Origin of the sequence: Sphingomonas hankookensis (genome assembly GCF_022664465.1) — a bacterium.
In the GTDB taxonomy this organism is placed as follows: domain Bacteria; phylum Pseudomonadota; class Alphaproteobacteria; order Sphingomonadales; family Sphingomonadaceae; genus Sphingomonas; species Sphingomonas hankookensis.
The window spans coordinates 627560-652161 of record NZ_JAKREV010000002.1; the positions used below are offsets into that span (position 1 = coordinate 627560).

At 67.7% G+C, this 24602-nt stretch carries 29 protein-coding genes; 7 read left to right on the plus strand and 22 right to left on the minus strand.

From position 1 onward, the window contains the following. Nucleotides 1-17: 17 nt before the first annotated feature. The 3 genes from MF610_RS08390 (at nucleotide 18) to MF610_RS08400 (ending at nucleotide 1650) form a co-directional block, all read left to right on the plus strand. The gene (locus MF610_RS08390) at nucleotides 18-425 is read left to right on the plus strand and encodes a PTS sugar transporter subunit IIA (protein WP_242194804.1); all 408 of its coding nucleotides are present in this window, start codon (nucleotides 18-20) and stop codon (nucleotides 423-425) included. Beyond that, on the plus strand, nucleotides 422-691 hold the full coding sequence (locus tag MF610_RS08395; protein ID WP_242194805.1) for an HPr family phosphocarrier protein: 270 nt from the start codon (nucleotides 422-424) through the stop codon (nucleotides 689-691). Before MF610_RS08390 ends, MF610_RS08395 begins: the two co-directional genes overlap by 4 nt. Before the next feature lie 209 nt (nucleotides 692-900). Continuing rightward, a complete protein-coding gene (locus tag MF610_RS08400; protein ID WP_242194808.1) occupies nucleotides 901-1650 on the plus strand; it encodes a helix-turn-helix domain-containing protein in 750 nt (249 codons plus the stop codon). A gap of 33 nt (nucleotides 1651-1683) precedes the next feature. Here the strand turns inward: MF610_RS08400 and MF610_RS08405 are convergent, their stop codons facing one another. Continuing rightward, nucleotides 1684-2907 (minus strand): SAM-dependent methyltransferase, encoded by a 1224-nt coding sequence (locus tag MF610_RS08405; protein ID WP_242194811.1) that lies wholly within the window; start codon nucleotides 2905-2907, stop codon nucleotides 1684-1686. Nucleotides 2908-3019: 112 nt separating this feature from the next. Here MF610_RS08405 and MF610_RS08410 point away from each other — a divergent pair, with 112 nt between their 5' ends. Next, nucleotides 3020-4252 carry a phospholipid carrier-dependent glycosyltransferase gene (locus tag MF610_RS08410; protein WP_242194814.1) on the plus strand — a complete coding sequence of 411 codons (1233 nt, stop codon included), beginning with the start codon at nucleotides 3020-3022 and terminating at the stop codon, nucleotides 4250-4252. 21 nt (nucleotides 4253-4273) lie between these two features. On the opposite strand, the gene MF610_RS08415 is transcribed toward MF610_RS08410, so the two are convergent. The 6 genes from MF610_RS08415 to MF610_RS08440 all read right to left on the minus strand — a co-directional run bounded on the left by MF610_RS08415 (nucleotide 4274) and on the right by MF610_RS08440 (nucleotide 9890). Beyond that, the gene (locus MF610_RS08415; RefSeq protein ID WP_242194816.1) at nucleotides 4274-5386 is read right to left on the minus strand and encodes a glycosyltransferase family 2 protein; all 1113 of its coding nucleotides are present in this window, start codon (nucleotides 5384-5386) and stop codon (nucleotides 4274-4276) included. Between the two features lie 105 nt (nucleotides 5387-5491). Then, complete coding sequence (leuB, locus tag MF610_RS08420) at nucleotides 5492-6535, minus strand: 3-isopropylmalate dehydrogenase (RefSeq protein ID WP_242195326.1); 1044 nt, start codon at nucleotides 6533-6535, stop codon at nucleotides 5492-5494. 63 nt (nucleotides 6536-6598) lie between these two features. Continuing rightward, a complete protein-coding gene (gene recO, locus MF610_RS08425) occupies nucleotides 6599-7330 on the minus strand; it encodes a DNA repair protein RecO (protein ID WP_242194819.1) in 732 nt (243 codons plus the stop codon). A 46-nt stretch (nucleotides 7331-7376) separates the two neighbouring features. After that, on the minus strand, nucleotides 7377-7652 hold the full coding sequence (locus MF610_RS08430) for a hypothetical protein (RefSeq protein ID WP_242194822.1): 276 nt from the start codon (nucleotides 7650-7652) through the stop codon (nucleotides 7377-7379). A 373-nt stretch (nucleotides 7653-8025) separates the two neighbouring features. Then, the gene (locus tag MF610_RS08435; RefSeq protein WP_242194824.1) at nucleotides 8026-8937 is read right to left on the minus strand and encodes a GNAT family N-acetyltransferase; all 912 of its coding nucleotides are present in this window, start codon (nucleotides 8935-8937) and stop codon (nucleotides 8026-8028) included. Continuing rightward, entirely contained in the window at nucleotides 8934-9890 is a 957-nt protein-coding gene (locus tag MF610_RS08440; protein WP_242194825.1) for a polysaccharide deacetylase family protein, read from the minus strand. Before MF610_RS08440 ends, MF610_RS08435 begins: the two co-directional genes overlap by 4 nt. A gap of 236 nt (nucleotides 9891-10126) precedes the next feature. On the opposite strand from MF610_RS08440, the gene MF610_RS08445 reads away from it, so the two are divergent. Then, entirely contained in the window at nucleotides 10127-10297 is a 171-nt protein-coding gene (locus MF610_RS08445; protein WP_242194827.1) for a hypothetical protein, read from the plus strand. 126 nt (nucleotides 10298-10423) lie between these two features. On the opposite strand, the gene MF610_RS08450 is transcribed toward MF610_RS08445, so the two are convergent. The 15 genes from MF610_RS08450 to MF610_RS08520 all read right to left on the minus strand — a co-directional run bounded on the left by MF610_RS08450 (nucleotide 10424) and on the right by MF610_RS08520 (nucleotide 23093). Beyond that, on the minus strand, nucleotides 10424-10621 hold the full coding sequence (locus MF610_RS08450; protein WP_242194829.1) for a type II toxin-antitoxin system CcdA family antitoxin: 198 nt from the start codon (nucleotides 10619-10621) through the stop codon (nucleotides 10424-10426). Next, a complete protein-coding gene (gene uvrC / locus MF610_RS08455; RefSeq protein WP_242194831.1) occupies nucleotides 10599-12530 on the minus strand; it encodes an excinuclease ABC subunit UvrC in 1932 nt (643 codons plus the stop codon). The genes MF610_RS08450 and uvrC overlap by 23 nt, the downstream gene beginning before the upstream one ends. Nucleotides 12531-12704: 174 nt before the next feature. Continuing rightward, nucleotides 12705-13694 carry an oxidoreductase gene (locus MF610_RS08460; RefSeq protein WP_242194833.1) on the minus strand — a complete coding sequence of 330 codons (990 nt, stop codon included), beginning with the start codon at nucleotides 13692-13694 and terminating at the stop codon, nucleotides 12705-12707. A 1-nt stretch (nucleotide 13695) separates the two neighbouring features. Continuing rightward, entirely contained in the window at nucleotides 13696-14001 is a 306-nt protein-coding gene (locus MF610_RS08465) for a hypothetical protein (protein ID WP_242194834.1), read from the minus strand. 196 nt (nucleotides 14002-14197) lie between these two features. Beyond that, entirely contained in the window at nucleotides 14198-15133 is a 936-nt protein-coding gene (locus MF610_RS08470; RefSeq protein ID WP_242194836.1) for an alpha/beta hydrolase, read from the minus strand. A 133-nt stretch (nucleotides 15134-15266) separates the two neighbouring features. Beyond that, nucleotides 15267-15587 carry a DMT family transporter gene (locus tag MF610_RS08475; RefSeq protein ID WP_242194838.1) on the minus strand — a complete coding sequence of 107 codons (321 nt, stop codon included), beginning with the start codon at nucleotides 15585-15587 and terminating at the stop codon, nucleotides 15267-15269. 72 nt (nucleotides 15588-15659) lie between these two features. Next, nucleotides 15660-16259 carry a DUF805 domain-containing protein gene (locus MF610_RS08480; RefSeq protein WP_242194841.1) on the minus strand — a complete coding sequence of 200 codons (600 nt, stop codon included), beginning with the start codon at nucleotides 16257-16259 and terminating at the stop codon, nucleotides 15660-15662. Then, nucleotides 16259-16891 carry a F0F1 ATP synthase subunit B family protein gene (locus MF610_RS08485; protein WP_242194844.1) on the minus strand — a complete coding sequence of 211 codons (633 nt, stop codon included), beginning with the start codon at nucleotides 16889-16891 and terminating at the stop codon, nucleotides 16259-16261. The genes MF610_RS08480 and MF610_RS08485 overlap by 1 nt, the downstream gene beginning before the upstream one ends. Further along, nucleotides 16884-17375: a F0F1 ATP synthase subunit B family protein gene (locus tag MF610_RS08490; protein WP_242194846.1), complete on the minus strand. Its 492-nt coding sequence runs from the start codon at nucleotides 17373-17375 to the stop codon at nucleotides 16884-16886. The genes MF610_RS08485 and MF610_RS08490 overlap by 8 nt, the downstream gene beginning before the upstream one ends. 112 nt (nucleotides 17376-17487) lie before the next feature. After that, nucleotides 17488-17715: a F0F1 ATP synthase subunit C gene (locus MF610_RS08495; RefSeq protein WP_055759731.1), complete on the minus strand. Its 228-nt coding sequence runs from the start codon at nucleotides 17713-17715 to the stop codon at nucleotides 17488-17490. A 40-nt stretch (nucleotides 17716-17755) separates the two neighbouring features. After that, the gene (locus tag MF610_RS08500) at nucleotides 17756-18541 is read right to left on the minus strand and encodes a F0F1 ATP synthase subunit A (protein ID WP_242194848.1); all 786 of its coding nucleotides are present in this window, start codon (nucleotides 18539-18541) and stop codon (nucleotides 17756-17758) included. A 38-nt stretch (nucleotides 18542-18579) separates the two neighbouring features. Then, nucleotides 18580-18900 carry an AtpZ/AtpI family protein gene (locus MF610_RS08505; protein ID WP_242194850.1) on the minus strand — a complete coding sequence of 107 codons (321 nt, stop codon included), beginning with the start codon at nucleotides 18898-18900 and terminating at the stop codon, nucleotides 18580-18582. Between the two features lie 478 nt (nucleotides 18901-19378). Beyond that, nucleotides 19379-19762 (minus strand): YdbL family probable chaperone protein, encoded by a 384-nt coding sequence (locus tag MF610_RS08510; protein ID WP_242194852.1) that lies wholly within the window; start codon nucleotides 19760-19762, stop codon nucleotides 19379-19381. Nucleotides 19763-19764: 2 nt separating this feature from the next. After that, on the minus strand, nucleotides 19765-19959 hold the full coding sequence (locus MF610_RS08515; RefSeq protein ID WP_242194854.1) for a YnbE family lipoprotein: 195 nt from the start codon (nucleotides 19957-19959) through the stop codon (nucleotides 19765-19767). Next, complete coding sequence (locus MF610_RS08520) at nucleotides 19956-23093, minus strand: intermembrane phospholipid transport YdbH family protein (RefSeq protein ID WP_242194856.1); 3138 nt, start codon at nucleotides 23091-23093, stop codon at nucleotides 19956-19958. Before MF610_RS08520 ends, MF610_RS08515 begins: the two co-directional genes overlap by 4 nt. A 310-nt stretch (nucleotides 23094-23403) precedes the next feature. Here MF610_RS08520 and MF610_RS08525 point away from each other — a divergent pair, with 310 nt between their 5' ends. Together MF610_RS08525 and MF610_RS08530 are read left to right on the plus strand one after the other, a co-directional pair. Next, the gene (locus MF610_RS08525) at nucleotides 23404-23868 is read left to right on the plus strand and encodes a hypothetical protein (protein ID WP_242194861.1); all 465 of its coding nucleotides are present in this window, start codon (nucleotides 23404-23406) and stop codon (nucleotides 23866-23868) included. Nucleotides 23869-23949: 81 nt separating this feature from the next. Then, nucleotides 23950-24594 carry a DUF1826 domain-containing protein gene (locus tag MF610_RS08530; RefSeq protein ID WP_242194863.1) on the plus strand — a complete coding sequence of 215 codons (645 nt, stop codon included), beginning with the start codon at nucleotides 23950-23952 and terminating at the stop codon, nucleotides 24592-24594. Nucleotides 24595-24602 lie beyond the last annotated feature (8 nt).

Here is a 24602-nt window from a genome sequence, read left to right on the forward strand (position 1 = left end):
TGGGAACGACGACGAACATGATCGGCTTGGTTTTGGTGACGCACGGCCGTCTTGCGCAGGAGTTCGTCGTGGCGATGGAGCATGTCGTCGGCCCGCAGGAGCGGATCGAGACGGTGTGCATCGGTCCCGAGGACGACATGGAGGAACGCCGCGCCGACATCGCCAAGGCGATCGCCGCGGTCGATACCGGACAGGGCGTGATCGTGCTGACCGACCTGTTCGGCGGCACGCCCAGCAACCTCGCCATCTCGCTGATGGAAACCGGCCGGGTGGAGGTGATCGCGGGCATCAACCTGCCGATGCTGATCCGGCTGGGCGGCGCGCGCAAGGCGATGAAGGTCGCCGAAGCCGTCGCCGCCGCGCGCGAGGCGGGGCGCAAGTACATCTCGGTCGCGTCCGAAGTGCTGGGCGAGGCCGCGGCATGACCGTCACCCGCACCGTGCAGATCACCAACCGCCGCGGACTGCACGCACGCGCCTCGGCCAAGTTCGTGACGATGGCCGCCGCGCAGCCGATCGAGGTCAACGTCGAAAAGGACGGATCGCGCGTCACCGGCACGTCGATCATGGGGCTGATGATGCTGGGCGCCGCGAAGGGCGACCATATTACGATCAGCGCGAGCGGCGACGGTGCGGAAGCGGTGGTGGGGCAGTTGGCGCAGCTGGTCGAGGATCGGTTCGGCGAGGATTGAGGGGGGCTCGGCTCTCCCTTCGTCACCCCGGCCCCATACGTCATCCCGGCGAAGGCTGGGATCTCCCCTTGATAGCATGCGGCCGGAGCCGCTTGAGGCCCCAGCCTGCGCTGGGGCGACGCTTGTTTCAGGGGGAGAAAAAGGGCGAACCGTCAGCCACAAATTTTTAGGGGTGGCCGCCCCCTCCCCCCGGCCATAGGCCCGGCGCGATGACCATGCCGAGCAAAGCGGCGCTCGACGCCCTGACCGAAAAGGAAAAGCAGACGCTGCGCCTGATCGTGCGCGGGCATGATGCGAAGTCGGTCGCGGTCACGCTGGGGCTGTCGGTGCACACCATCAACGAGCGATTGCGCGATGCCCGGCGCAAGCTGGCCGTGTCGAGCAGCCGCGAGGCGGCGCGGCTGTTGCTGGATGCCGAGACCCCCGAAAATCTGGGGGACACAAGGATCGGGGACGACGGGCACGCCGCGGCGAACGATGTGGAGCAGGCGCCGGTCGACGGCGCGGGAACGGCGCGTCGCCGCTTGCCCCTTTTGATCGGAGTGATGCTCATGACCTTTGCCCTCGGCCTGCTGGCCCTCGCGCTCGTACCCGGCACGACACAGGCGCCGCCCGCGGCGACGACCGCCCCTGCCACCCCGGCGCCCGATGCCGCGCGCGCATTCCTCGAACTGGTCGATGCCGGCCGGTGGGACGCCAGCTACGCCCGGTTCGGCGCCGCGTTTCGCAAGATCAACAGCGAACAGGTGTGGAGCGAGGTATCGCAGCGCGTCCGTCCGCCGCTGGGCGCATTGGTGTCGCGCACCGTCCTCAGCCGCGAAACGATCCCCGTGCCCCCCGCCGGCGTCGAGATGATCAAGTTCCGCACCCGCTTCACGGTCGGCGGGGACAAGGTGGAGACGGTGACGCTGAACCAGGAAGGTGGCGACTGGAAGGTCGTCGGGGTGACGATCGAGTAGGGCGTGTCGGGATGGCAGGAGCAGCGGCGCGGGTTACCCCCGCAGCCGCCGCTCTTCCTCCACCATGTAATCACGTGTCAGCGGCAGGGTCAGGCGGTTGCGGCTGAGCTGGACCTGATAGTTTACCATGCCGCCATGGCGGAACGCCGCCGCGGCGCCCGCGAGGTAGAAGGTCCACATGCGGTAGAAGGCGTCGTCGTACAGCGCGACGATGGCGTCCTTCGCCGCGACGGTGCGGTCGTACCACTGGTCGATGGTCAGCGCGTAATGGACGCGCAGCACCTCGATATCGGTCGCGATCAGCTTCGTGCCCTCGTACCCACGCACGATTTCCGACAACGCCGGGTTGTAGCCGCCGGGGAAGATGTACTTGGTGGTGAAGGTGTCGGTGACGCCCGGTACGCCCATCCGGCCGATGGTGTGGAGCAGCATCACGCCGTCGTCGCTCAGCAGTTCGCGACACTGGCGGAAGAACGCGCCGTAATGCGCCGGGCCGACATGTTCGAACATGCCGACCGACACGATCCGGTCGAACCGGCCGGTGACGTGGCGATAATCGATCAGTTCGAACTTCACCTTGTCGGCGACGCCTGCTTCCTCCGCGCGGCGGCGGGCGACCTTGATCTGCTCTTCGGACAGGGTGACGCCCAGCACCTCCGCCCCGGTCTTTTCGTGCAGGTACAGCGCCATCCCGCCCCAGCCGCAGCCGATGTCGAGCACGCGCATCCCGGGCTTCAGCGCCAGCTTCGCGGCGATATGCGCCTTCTTGTCCGCCTGCGCTTGTTCGAGGCCGTTGGCGGGATCGGTGAAATAGGCGCAGCTATATTGCAGGTCGGTGTCGAGAAAAAGCGCGTAGAGCCGGTCGGACAGGTCGTAATGGTGCGCGACGTTACGCTTCGACCGGCGCGCCATGTTGACGCGGTCGATGCGGTGGCGGACCGCGTCGAACAGGCGGATCGGCAGCGATGGCTGGAGCGAGCTGCCCCGCCCCCATGGCGTGTTGCCGGTCAGCAGCTCCACCAGATCGCGAATATCGCCGCGGTCGATGACGAGGTCGCCGTCCATAAACGCCTCCGCCGCGCCCAGCGCCGGATGGCGGACGATGCGACCCGCGACGCCGGCTTTGGTGAAGCGGATCGCGACGTCGGGCAAGGCGGGGTCAGGGGTGCCGAAGGTGACGGTGCGTCCATCGGCATGGGTCAGGGAGAGCGTACCGCGGCGGACGGTACGTGCGAGAAACGTGTCGATCAGAGCCATGGCTCGGTCCGATACGGACGGATTGTGGCAAGCGATGGGCGGTTTTCGGTCGAGATCCTCCCCGGCACGGGGAGGATTGCGCCGCTGCGGCGTTTCGCTACACCCCCGGCCCATGCTTTCCCGCCTGCGCGATCGCCCGTGGACCACCGCCCTGCTGATCGCGGGGTTCGCGCAGTTGCTGTTCATGTGGGGTCTGGGGCGGCCGGGGAAGCTGTCGTTCGACGAGGTGCATTACGTGCCCGCCGCGCGGACGCTGCTGGCGCTCGCCTATCCGGTGAATACCGAACATCCGCTGGTCGCGAAGGCATTCATCGCCGCCGGGATTGCGCTGTTTGGCGACAATCCGTGGGGCTGGCGGATCATGGGGACGCTGGCCGGGACTGCGACCGTTCTGGGCGTGTTCGCGTGCCTGCAGCTGCTGTTCCGACGAACGCATGTGTCGGCGTTCGGCGCCGCCATGGTGGTCCTGAACCAGACGCTGCTGATCGAAGCGCGCACCGCGATGCTCGAAGTGTATCTGGGCGCGTTCACCACGCTGGCCATCGCGGCGCTGTTGTGGTCGATGCGCGGGCGACCGGTTCCGCGACTGGCGCTGTCGGCGGTGCTGTTCGGGTTGGCGGTGGGGGTCAAATGGGCTGCGGTGCCCTATGTCGCCGGTGCCGGGCTGTTGCTGATATGGGGCAAGAGCGATGGGCGCGATTACTGGCCGGGGCTGCCGCTGTTCCCCGCGCTGGCGCTGTTCGGGGCGGTCAGCATCGCGACCTATTTCGCGACCTTTGCCCCGGCGTTCTTCTACGCCCAGGACCCGCTGACGCTGGCACGGCTGATCCCGTTCCAGCGCGAGATGTACGAGCGGCAGACGCAGATCCTCGCCCCCCACCCCTATCAGTCGAGCTGGTGGAGCTGGCCGCTGCTGATCCGGCCGATCTGGTATTTTTACGAACCCGATAACGGCGTGCAGCGCGGCGTGCTGCTGCTCGGCAATCCGGCGATCATGTGGGGTGGGTTGGTCGCGGTGTGGGCGTGCCTGTGGGCTGGGTTCCGGCGGCGGGCACCGGCACTGGTCGGGGTCGGGCTGCTGTGGGTTGGGTCGCTGGCGGTGTGGGCGGTGATCCCCAAGTCGCTGGGCTTTTATTATTACTACCACTTGCCCAGCATCTGGCTGTGCATGGCGCTGGCCGGGGCGTTCCATGCGTGGGGGCGCGGACGGTTCGCGCGGGGCGACGAATGGTTTGCGCTGTTGGCGATCGTGCTGTTCGTGTATTTCTACCCGATCATCTCGGCAGCGTCGCTGGACGGGCCGCAGGCGTTCAATCGGTGGATGTGGTTCGATAGCTGGCGGTAAGGTAGGTTCGCGGGAAACCCCTCAAGCCCCCCGCTTCCGACCGTACCGCCCCCACGTAAACCGCGACGACAGCGCAAAATTCCACACCGCGCCGACCACGATCCCCGCCAGTGCCGGCAACGCCCATGCTCCCCCGCGCACGTCGTACAGGAACGCCGCGACGCCGACATTGGCGACCGCGCCGACCGAACACACCGCGCAGAACGACACCCAGCCGTCGACCAGCGCCCTTGCCCCCCGCAGGCGGCGGTCGCGATAGGTCAGCAGGTTGTTGAGGAAGAAGTTGAACGTCATCGCCATCACCGTCGCGACGATCGTCGCCGCGATGAACCCGACACCCAGTTCGAGACACAGCGCCAGCGCCGCCAGATGCACGATCGCCCCCGCGGCACCGATCGCGGAGAACATGACGAAGCGCACCGGCACCACCCGCCCGAACATCCGGTCGTACAGCGCGATCAGATATTCGAGCGCGACGACATGGTCGAGCTTGCTTTCCCCCACCGCACGGGTGCGGAAGACATAGGGGAGTTCGGCGAACTTCAGCGGCTGCGGTGCTGCGGTGAGGATGTCGAGCAGGATCTTGAACCCGATTCCCGACAGGCGCGGCACGACGCTGCGCACCACGCTGCCCCGGATCATGAAGAAGCCGCTCATCGGGTCGGACAGATCAGCCTTCAGCACGCGGCGCGACAGGCGGGTGGCGAGCGCCGACTTGGCCACCCGGTCGGCATCCCATGCCCCGGTCCCGCCGCCGGCGACGAACCGCGATCCGATCACGAGGTCGAGGGCCGGGTCGGCGGTCAGCGCCGCCGCCATGCGCGGCAGCAGCGCCTCGTCATGCTGCAGGTCGCCGTCGATCACCGCGACCAGCGGCGCGGCGGTGGCGCACATCCCCTCGATACAGGCGGTCGACAGGCCGCGCCGGCCAATGCGCTGGATCACGCGGATGCGTGGGTCGTGGCGGGCGATCTCCCGTACCGCGTCGGCGGTCCCGTCGGGGCTGTCGTCATCGACGAAGATCGCTTCCCACGCGATGCCCGCCAGCGCCGCGTCGAGCGCGGCGACGAGCAGCGGTACGTTGCCGCATTCGTTGAAGACGGGGACGACGATGGCGAGGTCGAGGGGGGTCATATCGGCCCTACCGTACCCCCGCGCAGGCGGGGGTCCAGAGCCACAGGCGATGTCGTTCGTGGCACTGTATCCCCGCCTGCGCGGGGATACGGTAGCGTCCGCGGCTCACAACCCCGCCAGCACCGCGTTCGTCATATCCTCGGTCGTCGCCGTCCCGCCCAGATCGGGCGTGCGATACCCCGCGACCAGTGCCGCGGTGACCGACGCCTCGATCCGGTCCGCCGCATCCGCCATCCCCAGCGAATGGCGCAGCATCATCGCCGCCGACAGGATCGTCGCCAGCGGGTTCGCCTTGCCCTGCCCGGCAATGTCGGGCGCGGAACCATGGATCGGTTCGTACAGCCCCTTCTTGTCCTGATTGATCGCGGCCGAGGGCAGCATGCCGATCGATCCGGCGCACATGCTCGCCTGATCCGACAGGATGTCGCCGAACAGATTGCCGGTCACGATCACGTCGAACTGGCCCGGATTGCGCACCAGCTGCATCGCGGCATTGTCGACATACATGTGGGTCAGCGCGACATCGGGATAGTCGGCCGCGACCTCGATCACCACGTCGCGCCACAGCTGCGAGGTTTCGAGGACGTTGGCCTTGTCGACCGAACACAGCTTGTGGTTGCGGGTGCGCGCCGTGTCGAACGCGACGCGGGCGATGCGGGCGACCTCCGCCTCGTCATAGCGCATCAGGTCGTGACCCTCGCGCAGGCCGTCGGCGGTCGTGCCGCGGCCCTTGTCGCCGAAATAGACGTCGCCGGTCAGCTCGCGCACGATCACCATGTCGATCGCGGCGGCGACTTCGGGGCGCAGCGCCGAGGCGTCCTCCAGCCCGGCGAACAGCTTGGCCGGACGGAGATTGGCGAACAGGCCCAATGCCTTGCGCAGGCCGAGGATCGCCTGTTCGGGGCGATGCTCGCGCGCGACATTGTCGAATTCGGGATCGCCGACCGCGCCGAACAGCACCGCATCGGCTTGGCTGGCGAGATCGAGCGTGGCAGGCGGCAGCGGATGGCCGTGCGCCCGATACGCCGCACCGCCGACCGGTGCCTCCTCGAACGTCAGACCCAGATCGAGCGCGTCCAGCACCCGGCGCGCCGCCGCCACCACTTCCGGTCCGATCCCGTCGCCGGGCAATATCGCGATCAAAGGCATCATATCATCCATGGTTCGCGCACGAAGATTGCGCGCGGACGCTCCTGCCCCAAGCCGCCACGGTCACGCAACCGTCCTTTTCAATCGCTCGACCAGCCGGCTGCGCGCCGCCAGTACGTCCTGCCCCTTCAGCCCCAGCAGGTCGCGCGACAGGAAATGGCCCGACAGCGCCAGCCCGTCGAACGCCGCGTCCCAACCGGCCGGCCCGCCCGCGATCAGGAAGGCGGGCAGCGGCAGCAGCCGGTGTTCCAGCCCCACCGCCGCCGTGCGCGACACCGCGCCGCCGCTCTTGGGACTGACATGGGTCAGGTCGTCCGCCGTCCCGGTCGCGACGCATTCGTCGAGCGACAGCCCGAAGCCCAGCTCGGACAGGATCAGCAGCTCGGTCCGCACCAGCCCGCCGACCCAGTCGCGCGCGCCCGGCGCCGCCGCGATCGCCGCGAACAGCCCGTCGAGTGCGGCGTGGATGCGGGGATAGGGCTGCGCCTCGGGCAGCGCATAGGCGGTCAGCGCACACATCCAGTCGATCGCGGCGGCGGCCAAGGGCTCGGCGAACAACGGCGCGCGGCTCTCGACCAGTTCGACGGTCAGCGCCGCCAGCTGCGTATCGGTCCGCGCCCGCCAGTCGCCGCGGATCAGGTTGCCGGGTTGCAGGATCGGCCGGATCGCCCGACTGCGCCCACCGCGGACATAGCCGGGCTGGACGCCGGCGTTCTCGGTCAGCGCCCGCACGATCGCGCCATGCTCGCCGTGCGGACGCGCGGAGAGCAGGATCGCGGTGGTGGTCAGGTGCATGCGGTGGGTTTAGCAGGGGATCGCAGGCGGGCGTAACCGCAATCGATCAGCGATCGGCCGAAACACGTTGGCTGGCGCGGAATACCCGTTCCGATCGCCTTGCATTCCGTAGCGCCGTCATCCGCCGGCCTTCGATCGCCATCGTCGCAATCGCACTCAGCACGACACCCATCAAGACCAATCCGATTGCCCCGTCATAGCCGAACGGCTCCAGCAGGAGCGCTGGCAGGCCGAGCAGGATCAGCGGGATACAGGCCAGCAACCGATGCCGCACGGTTTGCGAACCGATCCATCCGGCCCTGATCCATTCCCGATCGGCCATGCGAACCACGCGTCGGAACATCGACGTCCCCACTGACCAATGCCTGCCTGACAGTTGTACCACGGGTGAGCCAACTTCCAAGCGGGCGATAGGCCTGTCGTCATTCCCGCGCAGGCGGGAATCCATACACGCCGACGTTGGCGATCGGCCCCCAGCGTTGCGGGTAGCGCTTTCCTACACGACCATGGCCATGCCATCGTCCGGGCGACTCTTTCTATCGGGGGAGGTATCCAAGCGGCTGTGGGCACGACCGGCCGGGTTTGATCCCGATTACAGCGCACGTCATCCCAGCCTTCGCCGGGTGACGTTTCGATGGAAGGGATACTGCGTACGCAACGCGCACGAGTGTGAACTTAGTGAACTTTGGCTCGCGCTACCCCCGCCGCACTCGCGCCACCAGCGGCCCGACGACCGGCCAGTCGCGCGCCTGCTTCACCCGCGCCACGCCCCCGTCGAACGCCCGAAGCGCCCCGACTGTCGCCCGGTTGCCCAGTGTCCCGCGCAGCAGCAGCAGGTCGGCGCACGGCGTCCCCCCGGTCGCGAACTGCCGCTTGTGCTGGCCTTCGCCCTCGGTGAAATCGAACCGCTGCGCCGCCGGTTCGGCGAAGAGGGTGCGGAACGCCTCCATATGCAGCACGCTGCCCGGCGACCATTCGCTCCACGCCGGGTCGTGGCCGACATAGTCGTAGCGGACGTCGCCGTCGGTCATCGGGCAATAGAGATAGGCGATCGGCGTGCCCCCGACGAACAACAGCCAGCCAAACGCTTCGCCCGCAGCGCCCTTACCCTGCATCGCGGCGCGGAAGGCCATGGTGTCGGGCAGGCCGGCGCCCAGCAGCTTTTCCTGATAGGTCCGCGCCGCGACCCGGCGGGCCATGCCGTGAAACTCGGCCATTTCGGCCGGGCTGCGATAGATGCGGACGTCGAGGGTACCGTCATTCGCTTCGGCCAGCTTCTTCGTCTTGCGCTTGAGGCCGGAGCGGGCATTGCCCGACAGGCCGGCGAACCACGCGTCGAACCCGGTGGTCAGGTCGGTGTGATAGCGGGTGTAGCGCTGCCGGACGAAGGCGATGGGCGTCGTCGACAGCATCGCATCGACCAGCGGTTCGGGCAGCGAGGTTACCGACCAGCCATCGGCCCCCTTCGGCAGCGGCGGCAGCGTGGGTGCTTGGCCCGACAGCACGTCGCGCAGTTCGAGCGGCACGCGGACCAGCCGGCGGCGGACCGAGAACAGCGTGCGCGCGCCGATCTGAAACTTCAGCGGCCAGCGTTCGGCGACGGTCACGCCGCGCGTTCCTCGACCATGTTCGACCAGAGCTGTTCGACCTGCCGCCAGCGCGTGCGCAGCGGGCTGGCAGGGAGCGGGCGGTCGTCCTGCCCCAGCCGCAGCGCGGGACGGTCGCGGAAATGGGTGGTCGGCAGCGTGTCGGCATGCGCCGCCAGTGTCGCGCACAGCGCCTCGAACCGGCGGACATGGATGCGGTTGGCGCGCGTGCCCTGTCGGTTGGCGAGTTCGAAGCCGTGGCTGACGATCGTCACCGCGGCATGATCGTTGGCGGCGGCATGGGCGAGCGCGGCGCGCATCTCGGTGGCCGACAACGCGCAGATCTGGAAATGCCGCCGCCCGCCGCCGGGAATGGCGATGGTGGTGACCGGCAGTTCGACGAGCCCGCGATGTGCGATCGGCGCGATCAGCTCGGGCGGCAGGGTGATCGCGCTGGGCCACGGATGGTGCGCGCCGTTGTGGCTGCTGTCATAGGCGAAGCCAAGTGCCGCCAACGCGTCGAGCGTGGTGTCGTTGGCGCTGTAGCTGCCCGCGCGGAACGCGACCGGGTCGGGCGCCCCCGCCGCACGCAGCAGGTCGCGGGCCTCGCCCAGCAGGTCCTGTTGTTCCTGTCGCGACAGGTCGACCAGTTCGAACGCCCCATGCGCCTGCCCGCGATCGCCAACCGCCGCGCCGACCCAATTGGGGTGCAGGTGCAGTTGCACCTCCTGCCCCGCCGCCAGGATCGCCCCGACCGTCGGCGCGATCGCGTTCATGCCATAGAGGCGCGCGGGCAGCGGATCGACGAAGAAGCACGCCTTCAATCCATGCGCGCGCAGTCGCTCCAGCTGCCACGTCACCCCGACCCCGGCGGGTTCGAGCGAGCGGGCGACGACCGTATCTGCCGACAGATCGGTGGCATGGTGCCGCCACATCAATTCGGTGTCGATGGTGAGGAAAACCGGCGTCGCCATGGGCACGTCCTGCACGATTGCGCGTAAAAATCCCATGAAGGGCGGGGCGCGACCGGAGAATAATTTGTACGTAGCGGACCAAACTAGCGTTAACCACCGCATCCCGCACGCCGCGCATATCGTTATCATATCGAAACTATCCCACCCCGCAAAATGCGGGAAACCGGGGTTTGCGCAGCGGAACAGGAGTGGCAGACACCTCGTTGGCGGGCGTAACATTATTACCGGAGGGCTGGATGATCGACGACATCGACCGAACCGACGCCATTTTCCTCGTCGCACGGCATGGGCGCGAGGCACCGAAGGTCGCGGGATCGCGCAGCGCCTGCGCGGTCAACCGCGGCGACGCGGGCGAGGCACGCCGCTGGCGCGCGATCCGCAGTTTCATCCAGCGGGGGATCGGGTGACGTCCGTCTCTTGATGGTATAGTCGCCCCAGCGGAGGCTGGGGCCTCCTGCGGCGAGGAGAGTGGCCCTTTTACCGGGGGACCGCAGCCTGCGCTGGGGTGACGCTTGTGGCGAACGAGCAGTGACTTAGCCCGGCGTTCCCGCCCAGTCGTTCCACTCCGCGATCGCCGCCGCCGTCTCCGCACGCAGCCCGGCCTGCGCCGCTTCGTCGATCGCCCGGCGTAGCGCAGCATGACACGTTGCGACGACGTCAATCCCCGCCGCCTGCGCCCGCGCGACCAGATCGGTGTCGAGCGCCACCTCAGCGGGCGTGGAAGAAGTCATAGACCCCCTGCGCCATGGCCTTGCTGACCCCCGGCGCCTTCTGCAGATCCTCAAGACTGGCGTTGCGCACCGCGCGGGCGGTGCCGAAGTGCATCAGCAGCGCCTTCTTCCGCGCCGGACCGACGCCGGGCACGTCGTCGAGCGGACTGGCGCCGATCGCTTTCGACCGCTTGTCGCGGTGCGCGCCGATGACGAAGCGGTGGACCTCGTCACGCAGCCTTTGCAGATAGAACAGCACCGGCGAATTGACCGGCAGCGTCAGTTCGCGCCCGTCCATCAGGTGGAATACCTCGCGCCCGTCGCGGCCATGATGCGGCCCCTTCGCGACGCCGACCATGCACACGTCCTCGATGCCGAGGTTTTCGAGCACCGCCTTGGCCGCGCTCAGCTGCCCCTTGCCGCCGTCAATCAGCACGAGGTCGGGCCAGCCATTGCCGTCGCGGTCGATCTCGCGATCGGGATTCTCCTCCTGCGCGCGGGCGAAGCGGCGGGTCAGCACCTCCTTCATCATCGCGAAGTCGTCGTTGGTCTGCGCCTGCTTGATGTTGAACTTGCGATACTGGCCCTTGCGGAACCCTTCGGGCCCGGCGACGACCATCGCCCCCAGCGCGTTCGTCCCCTGAATATGGCTGTTGTCGTAGACCTCGATCCGGTTCGGCGGCCCTTCCAGTTCGAACAGCTCGGCGACCTCGCGCAGCAACTTTGCCTGCGTGGTGGACTCGGCGTTGCGGCGTTCGAGGGCTTCCTCCGCGTTGCGCTTGGCCTGATCGAGCAGGCGGCGGCGCACCCCGCGCTGCGGCACCGACAGCGCGACCTTGAACCCGGCGCGCTCGGCCATCGCCTCGGCCAGCACCTCGCCCTCGACCAGTTCGCGGTCGACGAAGACGTTGCGCGGCGGCGGGACCTCTTCGTAGAATTGCATCAGGAAGGCGGACATGACCTCGTCCTCGGGCACGTCGTTGGTGTGCGCGGGGAAGAAGCTGCGATGGCCCCAATTCTGGCCGCCGCGGATGAAGAACGCCTGGATGCCGATCGTCCCTTCGCGGCACGCCATAGCGAAGATATCGGCATCGCCGACGCCGTCGGCGTTGATCGCCTGGCTGCCCTGAATAAAGGTGAGCGCCTTCAGCCGATCGCGCAGCACGGCGGCCAGCTCGAAATCCATCGCCTCCGCCGCCGCCTGCATCTGCACGCCCAGCTTCGCCTGCACCTTGGTCGACTTGCCGCCGAGGAAGTCCTTCGCGTCCGAAATCAGTTCGGCATAGGCCGGCGCGTCGATGCGGCCGACGCAGGGGGCCGAACAGCGCTTGATCTGGTACAGCAGGCACGGCCGGTCGCGCGTCTTGAAGAAGCCGTCGGTGCAAGAGCGCAGCAGGAACAGCTTCTGCAGCGCGTTCAGCGTCTGCGTCACCGACCCTGCGCTGGCAAAGGGACCGTAATAATTGCCCTTCGCCCGCCGTGCGCCGCGATGTTTCTGGATACGCGGAAAGTCGTGGTCGGCGCGCAACAGGATGAACGGGAACGACTTATCGTCGCGCAGCAGGACGTTATAGGGCGGGCGGTAGCGCTTGATCAGCTGCGCTTCGAGCAGCAGCGCCTCCGCCTCGTTATTGGTCGTGACGATGGTCATCGACCGCGTCTGTGACACCATGCGCTGCAACCGCTTGGTCAGGCGCGATACCTGGGTGTAATTGGCGACGCGGTTCTTGAGCGCGCGCGCCTTGCCGACATACAGCACCTCGCCGCGCGCATCCTGCATGCGGTACACGCCGGGGCGCGTTGGCAGCGTCGCCAGCACGTTGCGGATCGCGGCGACCCCGGCGTCAAGGTCCGGCGCGTCCGACCCGCGCACGGTGAAGCTGGCCTTGTCCTCGTGGAAGCGATTGGGGGCGTTGGGGGTTTCCGACATCGGGTGCGATTTAGGAGATGGCGGGCGGTTGCGCCAGACGGGGCGCGATCACGCCGCGCCGCGCGCGTCATCCCAGCGCAGGCTGGGATCTCTCGCGACCTCTTGCCGCGTGCTTGCAACGGGGAGGCCCCAGCCTGCGCTGGGGCGACGTACGTGGCGGCGGAACGAGGCCTGTCACCCCGCCCGCGCCGCTGCGATGATCCTGAGCCCGCGGACCGCATCGGCCGGGTCGACCGGCACCTCGCCCTCGCCACGGATCGCATCGCGCATCGCGCGGTAATAGCCACGCCAGTCGCCCGCCTCCGACCGCACCGGGCGCGATGCGCCCTCGCCGTCGGTCAGCACGCCCCATTGCGCGTCGGGCTCGATGCCATAGCCGCTGTCGGTCGGCATGCCGCCGGCGCGCAGCACCGCCTCCTGCGGATCGATGCCGTATTTGACGAAGCTGCCCTTCGTCCCGTGGAGCGCGAAGCGGGGGCGCGGGGCGGCGACCAGCGAGGCCGAACCGATCGTCACGCGGCGCTGGCCATAGCGCAGCACGATCTCGAAATAATCGTCGACGCCGGCGGCGGGACGCTGCGTCAGCACGTCGCCCGCGACCGCGCCGGGCATGCCGAACAGGCGGATCGCCTGATCGATCATATGGGGCCCGAGATCATTCAGCAGCCCGCTGCCCGGCCCACCCTCCTCGCGCCAGCCGGGCTTGATCGCGGGGCGGAACCGGTCCCAGCGGAACTCGGCGAGCAGGACTTCGCCCAATGCCTCCTCGCGCAGCAGGCGCTCGACGGTCAGGAAATCGCTGTCCCAGCGGCGATTGTGGAACACGCTGAGCAACCGCCCGCTGCCGCGCGCCAGCTGGACCAAAGCGACCGCATCGGCATCGTTGGTGGCGAGCGGCTTGTCGACGACCACATGCCGCCCGGCGGCCAGTGCCGCCTGTGCCAGCGGGGCGTGGCTGTCATTGGGGGTTGCGACGACGATCAGGTCGAGGCTGTCGTCGGCGATCAGCGCTTCGGGATCGGCATGGCGCACCGCCTGCGGAAAGCGATCGATCGGGCGCGACGTGGCGATCGCCGCCAGTTCCATGCCCTCGACGCTCGCGACCAGCGGCGCGTGGAACGACGCGCCGGCCAGGCCGAACCCGATCAGGCCGACGCGCACCATGTCAGTTCAGCTTCGCCAGTTCGGCCGAAACCTTTGCGACCTGTTCGTCGGTGATCCGGCCATTGGCATAGGGCTGGACCTGCTTCAGGCTCATACCCTTGAACATCGCATAGGATTCATGCGCGAGCATGCCGGGGAAGGTCGCGTCGAGGATCGCCTTGCCCTTCGGATTCGCGGCGATGGTTTCGATGCTGCTGTCGATGGTCAGCTTGCCGGCAGCGGCGGGGGCCGGCGCAGGGGCCGGTGCGGTTTGGGCAGTGGCCGCGATCGGCATCGCCAGCAGCGCGGCGGTCATCAGGAACTTCATGCAATCCCTCCATGGGCTTGGACGCCCGTGCAGGGACTTAGCGCCCCACCCCGCCGCCGCCAAGCGTGAGGTCGTCAGATGCCAAGACCGCGCCGTATCCCCGCGCAGGCGGGGATACGGGACCAAGACCACGACGCCGGTCCGCTGGGCACTGAACCACCGCCTGCGCGGGGGTACGGGCAGCGTGCCGACAGCCTCACCCTGCGCGCTTCAACCAGCCATGCATCTCCATCCACTTGGCGAAGGCGTCGAACCAGCCGGTGCTGGTCGTCGGCTTCTGATACATGCCGAAGCCGTGCCCGCCCTGTTCGTACAGGTGGAACTCGACCGGCCGCTTCGCCGCCTTCCACGATTCGATCAGGCCGAAACCGCTGTTGGCGAAGAACGGATCGTCGGCGGCGAGGGCGACGAACAGCGGCGGGGCGTCGGCAGGCACGCTGGCGGCGGCAAGCGGGCCATAGACGTCGCCGATGAACGCCGGCTTCGCCTGATTCGACGACAGGGTCGTCGCCATCGTCAGCATCGCGCCCGCCGAAAAGCCGATCATGCCGATACGGTTGGGATCGACCTTCCACTGGGCCGCGCGCGAGCGGATCAGCATGAAGGCGGCGTCGGCGTCGGCGATCTGCGGCGCCAGTGCATTGGCCGCCGCCGCAGGGTTCGGCCGCGGGCGGGCTACGGTGCCAGAGAACATCTCGCGCATCGACCGTTCGAACCCGGCCATGTCGGCTGGCGTCTGGTTCAACCGGTACTTCAGCACGAACGCCGCGACGCCGCGATCGGCCAGCGCCTTGGCGACGTCCCAGCCCTCATTCTGCATCGACAGCGTGCGAAAGCCGCCGCCGGGCGCGACGATGACGGCGGTGCCGTTCGCCTTGGCCGGATCGGGCAGGAACGGGGTCAACGTCGCATCGGTGACGTTGCGGGCGAAGACGCTGCCATATTGCTGGTGCCACGCTTCCTTCGCCTTGGCGGCGGGCAGCGTGCCGGTTTTGAGCGGGATCGCGGTCGGCTGCGCCGGGGTCGCAATCGGCTCCATCCTGTCGCTTTGCGCCACTGCCGGCGTGGCGGTGGCGACGATCGCCGCGCCGATCGCCCAGCCGAACGCACGTCTTCCGTAGATTGCTCGCATGTCCCTCTCCCTGTGTTATCCGGTGAGTATTGGAGCGACCCAGCGCGTTGTCCAACGATTCTTGTTAGCGGTAACGGCGCTATACGCCTGTTACCGTATCCTGCCTGCGCACGGATACGGTTGGGGCGTGATGCTAAGCCTGCGCGAACAGCTTGGTCCCGACGACGCCGACCACGATCAGTACCATGAACCCGGCCTGCACCGGCGCGATCCGTTCGCCGAACAGCATCGCGCCGCCAATGATGACGCCGACCGCACCCAGCCCCGTCCACACCGCATAGGCGGTGCCGGCCGGAATGCCGCGCATCGCCAGCGCCAGCAGCCCCATGTTCACGAACGACAGGGTGATCGGCACAGCGGACGCAGCGAGCGTTCCCTGCCCCGCCGCCCATTTCAGGCTCAATGCCCAGATGATCTCACACACGACCGCAACCGCGAGAATGGCCCATGCCATATCGCTTGTCTCCATTTGCGGGCTCGAAGAGGAAGGGCACGGCCGGAAACCCGAAAGAGGCCGTGCGGCAACTCAGTCCAGCGGCGGACCGAACCGGTTGGGTCCGGGATCGCTCGGCCGGCACAGCTGCACGACCAGGACAATTAGCGCCACCAGATAGGCGATGTTGTTGCCGAACAGCAGCGCGAACGGTGCCATGTCGGGTACGACGCCCGGTTGCCCGATCTGGTCGAACATCAACCCGAACGCTATCATGCCGGTGACCAGAAACGGCAGCGGCAACAGTCCCCACCATCCCCGGCGTCCCGCATCATGCAGTCGCCGGACGACCGACGCCGCGAGGAACAGGACCGACAGCAATCCGACGACCGCAACCAGCGGCACGAACCAGCGCATCGGTTCCATCATCAACTCGGGCGGCACCGGCCCGTCGATCTGCATCGAATAATGGTCCGGTCCCGACGTGACCGTCGTGCGTTCCGGATGCGACTGCGCGAACGCCGCCATGTTGCGGGCGATGCCGACGACCACCGGCACGCCGGCCACCATTCCGGCGATCATGTTGCCGACCATCACGCATGCGACCCACGGCCAGAACAGCCGGCGCGGCTCACGACCGGACCAGCGGGTCAGCCGCGTCAGCTGAAACCGCGGGGTCCGGTGCGGCGGCATCAGTTCAGGCGGCTACCGCCCAGACCGGCAATGGTCCGGTCGACCAGCGCGCGGTCGGCGTCACCCGACAGGTGCGTCGCGATCAGCGTGCTGGCGGCCTTAGCAGCGGCATCGGCGGCGGTCGCGCGGACCTCGGCGATGGCGGCGCGTTCGGCGGCGGCGATCTTGTCGGTCGCCATCTTGGCACGGCGCTGCGTCAGGTCGGCGGCGTCTGCCTCCGCCTTGGCCAGCAGGCCCTGCGCTTCGGCTTCGGCATGGGCGACCATTTCGGCGGCCTGTGCCTCGATCCCGGCGATCTTGGCGGTATATTCGTCGCGCAGCGCTTCGGCCTCGGCGCGCAGCGTGCGCGCTTCGTCGAGACGGGTGCGGATCGCCGCGATCTGTCCGTCGAGCAGGCGACCGATCACGGCGGGAACGCCCTTCACGACCAGCACGATCAGGAAGATCAGCATCGCCGCGCTGACCCATGCCGTGCCGTCGAGGCCCAGCGCGGTCGGATCGGGATGGTTGGCGCCGGTCACGCTGCCATGTTCGCTGCCGACGGCATCGCCACCGGTGCGGGGCAGGCCCTCTTCGTGGATCGCTTCGTTCAAGGTCGGGCTACCGTGTTGGGCGACAGTGGGATTAGCCATGGAGCACCGCCTTCACCGCGCCCTGCGCGTCCTGTTCGCTGACCTGCACGCCCGACACGCGCGCGACGATCGCCTGCGCGGCTTCGGCGGCGACCTGTTCGACCTGCGCCATCGCTGCCGTCCGCTGCGCGGCGATGTCGGCTTCGGCCTGGGCGACGCGCGCCTGTACGTCGGCATTGGCGGCGGCGAGGCGTTCGGCGGTCGCGGCGGCACTCTTGGCACGGGCTTCGGCCAACAGCTTCTGCGCCGCCTCGCGGCTGGCGTTTTCGCGGGTACGCCATGCCGCTTCGGTCGCGTCGGCCTGACTACGCGCCCGATCGGCGGCGGCGAGGTCGGCGGCGATACCCTGGTCGCGCTTGTCGACCGTGCCCTGCACCTTGGGCACCATGCCGAGGCCCACGACGAGGAACACGATGCCGAAGGTCAGCACCAGCCAGAAGACCTGCGACCCCCAGGTCGCGGCGAGCTGCTCGATTTGCGGCATGAAACGTCCCGTATTGGTCTGGTCGACCGGGCGCCATCGCCCGGCCGAAACCGGTCCGTCAGCCGGACCGGCGGTCCGGCGCGGGGCACCCCCCACGCCGGCGTCACGCATGTTACGCGACGAAGATCAGCAGCACTGCGACGACGAACGCCAGCAGGCCGAGAAGTTCGGCGGCGGCGAAGCCGATGAACATGTTGCCCTGCTGGCCGGCAGCGGCCGACGGGTTGCGCAGCGCGCCCTGCAGGAAGGCGGCGAAGACGTTGCCCACGCCGAGTGCGGCGAGGCCGGCACCGATGGCTGCGAGACCGGCGCCGAGGAACTTGATGGCGTCTGCTTCCATGTCGAAAACTCCCTTGGAAAAATCTGTATGTTGGTTGGGATCAGTGATGATCGTGCAGGTGCACGGCATCGTTGATGTAGAGCGAGGTCAGCAGCGCGAAGACATAGGCTTGCACGCCGGCGACCAGCATTTCGAGGGCCGACACGCCGACCATCAGCGCGAAGCTCGGTACGCTGACCAGCACGCCGATGCCCGCACCGGTGGCGGTCGAATTGATGATGAAGCCTGCCAGCACCTTCAGCAGGATGTGGCCCGCGGTCATCGCGACGAACAGTCGCAGCGCGAGGCTGAACGGGCGGACCATGAACGACACGAACTCGATCGGCGCGACCAGCAGCAGCACCGGGATCGGCGTGCCCTTCGGCGCGAACAGGCTGAAAAAGCGGAGGCCATGCTTGAACAGGCCGACGATCAGCACGATCGAGAAGCTGGCGATGGCGAGGACGCCGGTCACCGTGAAGTGGCTGGTGACGGTGAACGGGTGCAGGCCGATCAGGCCGAAGGGCAGCAGGCCGACGACGTTCGCGAACAGGATGAACATGAACAGCGAGAATACGTACGGAAGGTACTTGCGCCCTTCATGCCCGATATTCGCGGCGAGCAGCTTGTCGATGAAGCCGGTGAAGCCCTCGACCGCCATCTGCCAGCGACCCGGGATCGCCTGCTGCTTCATGCCGCCGATCATGAACACGAACAGCGCGACCGCAGCGACGATCATCCACAGCGCCGAATTGGTGAACGGCAGGACGTGATCGCCGAGCGGAATGTTGAAGATCGTCTGCACCTCGAACTGGTGCATCGGATCGATCTTGCCTGCCTGCGCCACGTCGCTTCGCCCCGATATGCCAAGGCGCCCAGGACATTTTAGTCCGGACGCCGGTTCGAAATCCTGATGATATTCCTGAACGCACTGACGATCCCGAGGGAGAGCAGCACCAGCAGGAGCCATGGCGAGGTGCCGAGCAGATAGTCGAGGGTTCCCCCGATCACCGCCCCCCCGACCATTCCACCGATCAGTTCGGCCAGCACGCGATTGCCGAGGCGGTAGTTTTTCTCTCCCGCTTCGTCGCTCGCCTGACCGGTCCGGATCGCCTCGTCCGTCTTCGCCCGTCGCAATCGCTCGTCGAGCGAGGTGATCCGGGCATCTTCGGGCAAGGGGTCTAGTCCGGGCTCGTTCTCCGCCATCATCCCTCCCTATGACCTTTCGGCCGGGCCGGAATCCGCCGGATGGCGAGCCCGCCAAGGCAGGCGCGCTTTAGGAAGGTGACGGTTTCGAGTCAACCATAGCGTTCGCGCGGAAAGCTTTCCGGACGATGAACGGGTAGGCAGTCACTTTACTCGTCGACCCACTTCCTCCTTCCCTGAATCCAGCTAAACCGATTTCGCGGTCGACACATCGGCCGCAAAGGAGGTGAGTAAAACGAGCAATGAATCAGCAATGGTCATTATCGGCATCGTAATGCTGGTGATGGCTTTCACGACCTTGGTGCTAAAAATCATCGAGGTCGCCCGCTCCAAGTAGCGGCGGGAGGGGGCCAGCCTGGCAGCTGGCCTCCGAACGCCAAAGACCCCGACTGCTGGCACAGCCGGGGTCGGAGGTGATTCAACGAACAGATGACTCAGCAGGGATTACATAGCGTGTGGGACGGAATTTTTCAATCCCTCACACGCAGCGGGGGTCGCGCTCCGGCGCGCCGCTGCCACGGGTTTCCCAAGCACCGCCCGGCGTCTTGTACTTTTCGCCCGGCTTGGTCTGGGCGATCAGATTGCAGCCGCTGACGAACGCGAACTGTTCGACGGTCGCGCCGGCCTGCGCGCCGCGGGTATAGGCCGCCTTGCGCTTGATGTTGAGGTCGGCGACCATCGCGCGCAGCTCTGCGCTGCCACCGCCGACGACGCCCAGATAGCCGTCGGGCTGCTCGCCGATCTGCCCGGCGGCGCGTGCCGCCTGATAGGCGGGATCGCGCTGGGCCCATGCGGTGCCGGCAAGCCCGGCGACCGCGACGAAGGCGGCTGCGGCAAGGCCGTATTTGATGTAAGCGTGCATGGTCAGAATATCCCCGGATTGTCCTGGATGAGCGTCTTCGCCTCACCATCGAGGCGATACACCACTTCCTGCGTGATGTTGATGTTCAAGTTGATGACGATCGGCTTGTCGGGCGCCGCCACGTTGACGCACCCGCCAGCGAGACAGGCGGTGGCGCCGATCATAAAGGCTCTGAACATCGTCACGGTGTCGGTCATGGCACAGTCTCGCTTTCGGAGGGCTGAATGGTGGTATCGAGTGGTGCGGGTGGCAAGCCCTGTTCGCGGCGGCGCTGTTCGGCCTGCAGCGCGGGCAGGTTGCGTTCGATCAGCCGCTTGGGATCGTAATAATTCTGTACCGAATCGATCAGCTGGCGGAAGGGTGCCTTGATCCGGACGTTGAAGACCAGCGGCAGCTTGGCGAGGCGGCGGATGAGGAAGTTGCTGTACGTCCCCTTCCCCTGGCTGACCCCGGCAAAACGGATCGCGGTCAGCATTTCGCCCGCCAGCGGCCCGTCCATCTCGATCGACAGGCGGCGATAGTCCATCGACTTGAGCGCCTGGAACGCGAGATTGCCCCAGAAGCCGACATCTTCCTTCGTCACCTCTCCCACATAAGACAAATTGCCCGAACCGCGCGATTGCAGCTTGCCGCCCTCGATCCGGCCGCCATTTGCGTCGAAGATCATCGGCAGCACGCCGTCGAACACGCCGGACGCATTCAAATTGTCGAAGGCGAACTGCTGCAGGAACAGCCCGCCATCGACGCCGGTGACGCGGAAGGTCATGCGCCGTTCCTGATCCTCGGCAAAGTCGAGGATGGTCGGCTCCAGCACCATTTCGCCACCGCCCAAGGGCCAGCGCCCCCCTTCGATCTGGACGCGCAACCCTTCGATCAGGCGGTAGCGGACGACGCCGTCGGTGACGGCGATGCCCGGATTGACCTCCGCTATGGTCGCGACCTGTCCGGGTTCGGTAACCATGCCGAGCAGGTCGGTGAAGCGAATCTCGCCCGCCAACCCGTTGACCGGACCGAAGGCGGCGGCGAGGTCGGCGTCGGCGGTGCGGAAGGTGCCGGTCGAGGTGACGCGCTCGGGGCTCCACGCAATGTCGCCGCGACCGGATACAGTGCCCACAACGTCGGCGACGACGCCCAGCGTCAGGCGGGTCAGGTCGTTGGGCTGGAGCGAATCGCCAAAGGTGATGCCCGGCACCGCCAGCACGGCATTGCCGCGCCCGGTGGCAAGGTCGTGAACGATGGTGACGTCGGTGACCTTCGCGCCCTTGGCCGGGTGCTTCAGCGTGCCACCGGCGCGAATGTCGTTGCCGTTCAGCGTCAGCTTGAAATCGTCGCTGCGCAGCGGTTCGAAGCGCGGTTCGGCATCGGCGTCGCGCACCCCGACATCGCCGTCCAGCGACAGGACGCCGCCCGCCAGCTGCCAGTCGCCCGATGCCTCGCGGATCAGCAGCGGCACGTTGCCGATCTGCCCCTGCCCGTCGGCGAACGTGCCGGCGACGGTACCGCCCGTTACCCGCCCGGTCAGCGTGCCGAGGTCGAGGACGCTGACGCGTTCCGGACTACCGAGCCGGGTCTTCACCTCGCCGAGCGTAAAGCCGAGATCGTTCAGGGCGAAACGCCCGTTCGCCGCCGCCAGCGTCACCGGGGTACCACCTAACGTCCCCTGAAGCTGGGTCGCGCCGATCGCGCCCCCACCACCGATCCGCCCCTTGGCCAGCCGGACCATCGCGCCATCGAGCTCGCACAGCCGGAGCCGCGCCGGATCGAGCGTCAGCGCCGACACGCGCAAGCGGTCGAAGGCGACCGGCACGCAGCCCGTATTCACCAGCAACCGCCCCCCGCCGTCCCAGCGCGCATCGATCGGCAGCGCGAGGCGATCGACCCGCCCGCCGCTGAACGGTCCCGACAGTTCGACGCGGGTCTGGATCGCGGTGGTACCATCGGCGGCGGTACGGAAACGGACCGGGGCGAGCGCGAGGCGGGCGTCGCCTGCGGCATAGGGCTGCATCGTCGCGGTACCGGTGACCGGCTGGCCGGGGGCCTCCTGTGCCAGCCGGACGCTAGCCGAGGGCAGTCCGCCGCCGCCCATCGCCAGCGTACCGTTCAGCGCCACGCCCTTGCCCGAAACCCAGCGCACCGGACCGTCGCGCAACGTCGCGCGGGCACCGCTGGCGGCGACGAAGGCCAACCGATCGATGCGCGCGGCGAGCGGCCGGGCGACGACTTCCGCGGTGACATCGAACCGCCGCGCCGCGCGTGCCGCCGCCTGCGCCGCCGCGGTGGCAAGCGGCGCGACGGGGGTGCCGGCAGCGCCCTGCCCGACCTGGAGAATCTGCGCGAGCGTGGTGGTGCCGAGGCGGGCGCCACGCGTGCCGACGCGTCCGTCGAACGCTGGCAAGCCACCGACCGCATAGCGTCCGGCGATCGCCAGCCCGTCGCCCGCCAGTTGCGGCAGAGCGAACGCCTGCGAGGCGAGGTCGAGCATGCCGGTGGTGCCCTGCGGGCTGCCGTCGAAGCCGATCGTACCGACCAGCCCGGCGACCTGCGTCTGCGGTGCGGCGATCCGCTCCGCCTGCACCCGCGCCTGTCCACGCCAGCGATCGAAACCGGGCGACAGCGTGGCATCGGCGTCGATCACCGGTGCCGCCAGCCGTACCTCGCTGCATGCCGCCGCCCGTGCGCGGATCGGGCCGGCCAGCGTCGGACCGGTGGTCGCAGTGCGCAGTGAGAGGTTCGCCGCCAGCCGTTCGATGCCGCAGCCGTTCAGCGACAAACGCTCGGACACCGCCGCCAGCTGTCCGGTGAAACCGTTGGCAAGGTTGCCCTTGCCCGCCAGCTTGGCGCCAATCAGGCCATAGGGGGTGGCAAGGCGGATGCGTCCGTCGTCGACCGCGACGTCGAAATCGGGGAGCGCGAAGGGCTTACCCGACGGCGGTGGCAACAAACGGTCGATCTGCCCGAACGAGATCGTACCGTCGGGCCGCAGCGTGGCGCGCAGCCGCGCCTGTCCGACGCGTGCGCCGGTGACCTTCGCCCCGTTCAGCGAGATGCTGGTATCGACATCGATCCAGTCGGCGATCAGGTCGGGCGCGCGCGGATCGCCGAGCACGACATCGACCAGTCGCTGCCGCCCCAGCCCGATCTCGGCCACGCGGTAGCGCGCGGCAACTCCGCTCTTTTCGAGCTCGCGACGGACGATGTTGTCGGCGATCGGCCGCCGCTGCGTCCACAGCAGCGCGGCAAGCAGCAGGACGATGCCGCAGACGACCAGCAGCACCTGCGCAAAGCGCCGACGCTTGCGGCCATGGCGAGGCGGTGACGCTACGGCCTCCACCGCCTCCTCGTCGTCACCGCCCAGACCACCTACTCCGCTGTTGCGCCCCGTTCGTCGCGGCTCCAGCCGCCCGGGTCAAGCGCGAGAGGCACGAAACGGTTCCGGCAGCGCAACGGAAGTTTGCGGCGGATCGGCACTGGAACGGCAGGCGGGACCTGCCGGCTTGGTGCGATCGATAGGTCGTATCGTTCAGCAAAACTTTCTCACAAACCAAAAATGATATGTAATAACATTACTATCATATAGGTCGCCGATGGTGGCGACGGCACACCGTCCCGACACGATCCGAACCAAGAGCGAGGCAGACAGAATGTTTACGGACGACATGGTGCATCGGGCGCTGCAGACGTGGTGCGACAATGTGGTGGCGGTCGGCAAGGTGCATGCCGAGGGTGGCGACGTCCACGCCTTCGCGACCAGGGTGCTGAGCGACAACTACGACTATGACAAGGGCAAGGTCCTGTTCAAGCCGACGTTGACCTACGGCGCACAGACGTTCCGTGGCACGAAGGAAGGGGCGCTGTCCTATTTCGTCGGCGGCAACGAAGGCTTTCCCGATGACAAGGGGTTCAAGCTGAAACCCTGGGTCAAGGTCTGGTACAGCAAGCTCGACTATATCCTGCACGGTGATCTGGCCATCGTGCATTGCAATGTGCATTTCATCGGCGAGGACGACAGCCATATCTTCGTGAACAAGAGCTTCGTGTTCAAGGAATGCAGCGATGGCCGGGTGCGGATCGTCCTGCACCAATCGTCCCTGCCCTACCAGCCGTAAGCAGCGATCCGCAGCGGCGGCAACCGGGTCGATCGCCCGACTGCCGCCGCGGACCGGCGTACGATCGACAATCCCTGTCGGATGATGCCTGTGAGAATTGAACGGCTGCTCACGATCGATGGCGACCGGGCGTCGCTGGACCGTATCGCCCACCGGGATGCGGCGCTGGCGATCTGGTGGCGTCCCCTGCCCGAACCACTGCGCCTCGCGCTCGGACGGCTGGACCTGTCGACCATCGACGACGTGTCGGAAACGATCGACGCGTTCGGATCGGTCGTGGCCGCGTTGCGCATCGCGGGATACCCTGTCGGCGTTCGCGACCTGCTCGCCGCGGATATCGACCTGCTGCTGCGTCGGCATGCCGCATTGACCGGTGACGATCGCCTTGCGGTTCGCTTGCAGACTACGACCGCCGCCCCCGACGACCGCTTCCGTGCCGATCGGGGCGGGCTGCGGCTGGTCTGCACCTATGTCGGGCCGGGTACGGAGTGGTGCTGCGTCGATGGGCAGGACGCGATCTGCGAAGTGCCGACCGGAGCGGTCGGGGTATTCAAGGGACGTGCCCTGCTTGATCCGCCGGCCATTCTCCACCGGTCGCCGCCCTGCGGCGGGCGGCACGACTATCGGCTGCGGCTCACCATCGATCCGCCGCAGGGGTGTGGTATCGACGCCCCACGCGACAGGGCGCCGGGGCACGACCGATACCGGACCCTGCGCCGGTCGTAACACGATCG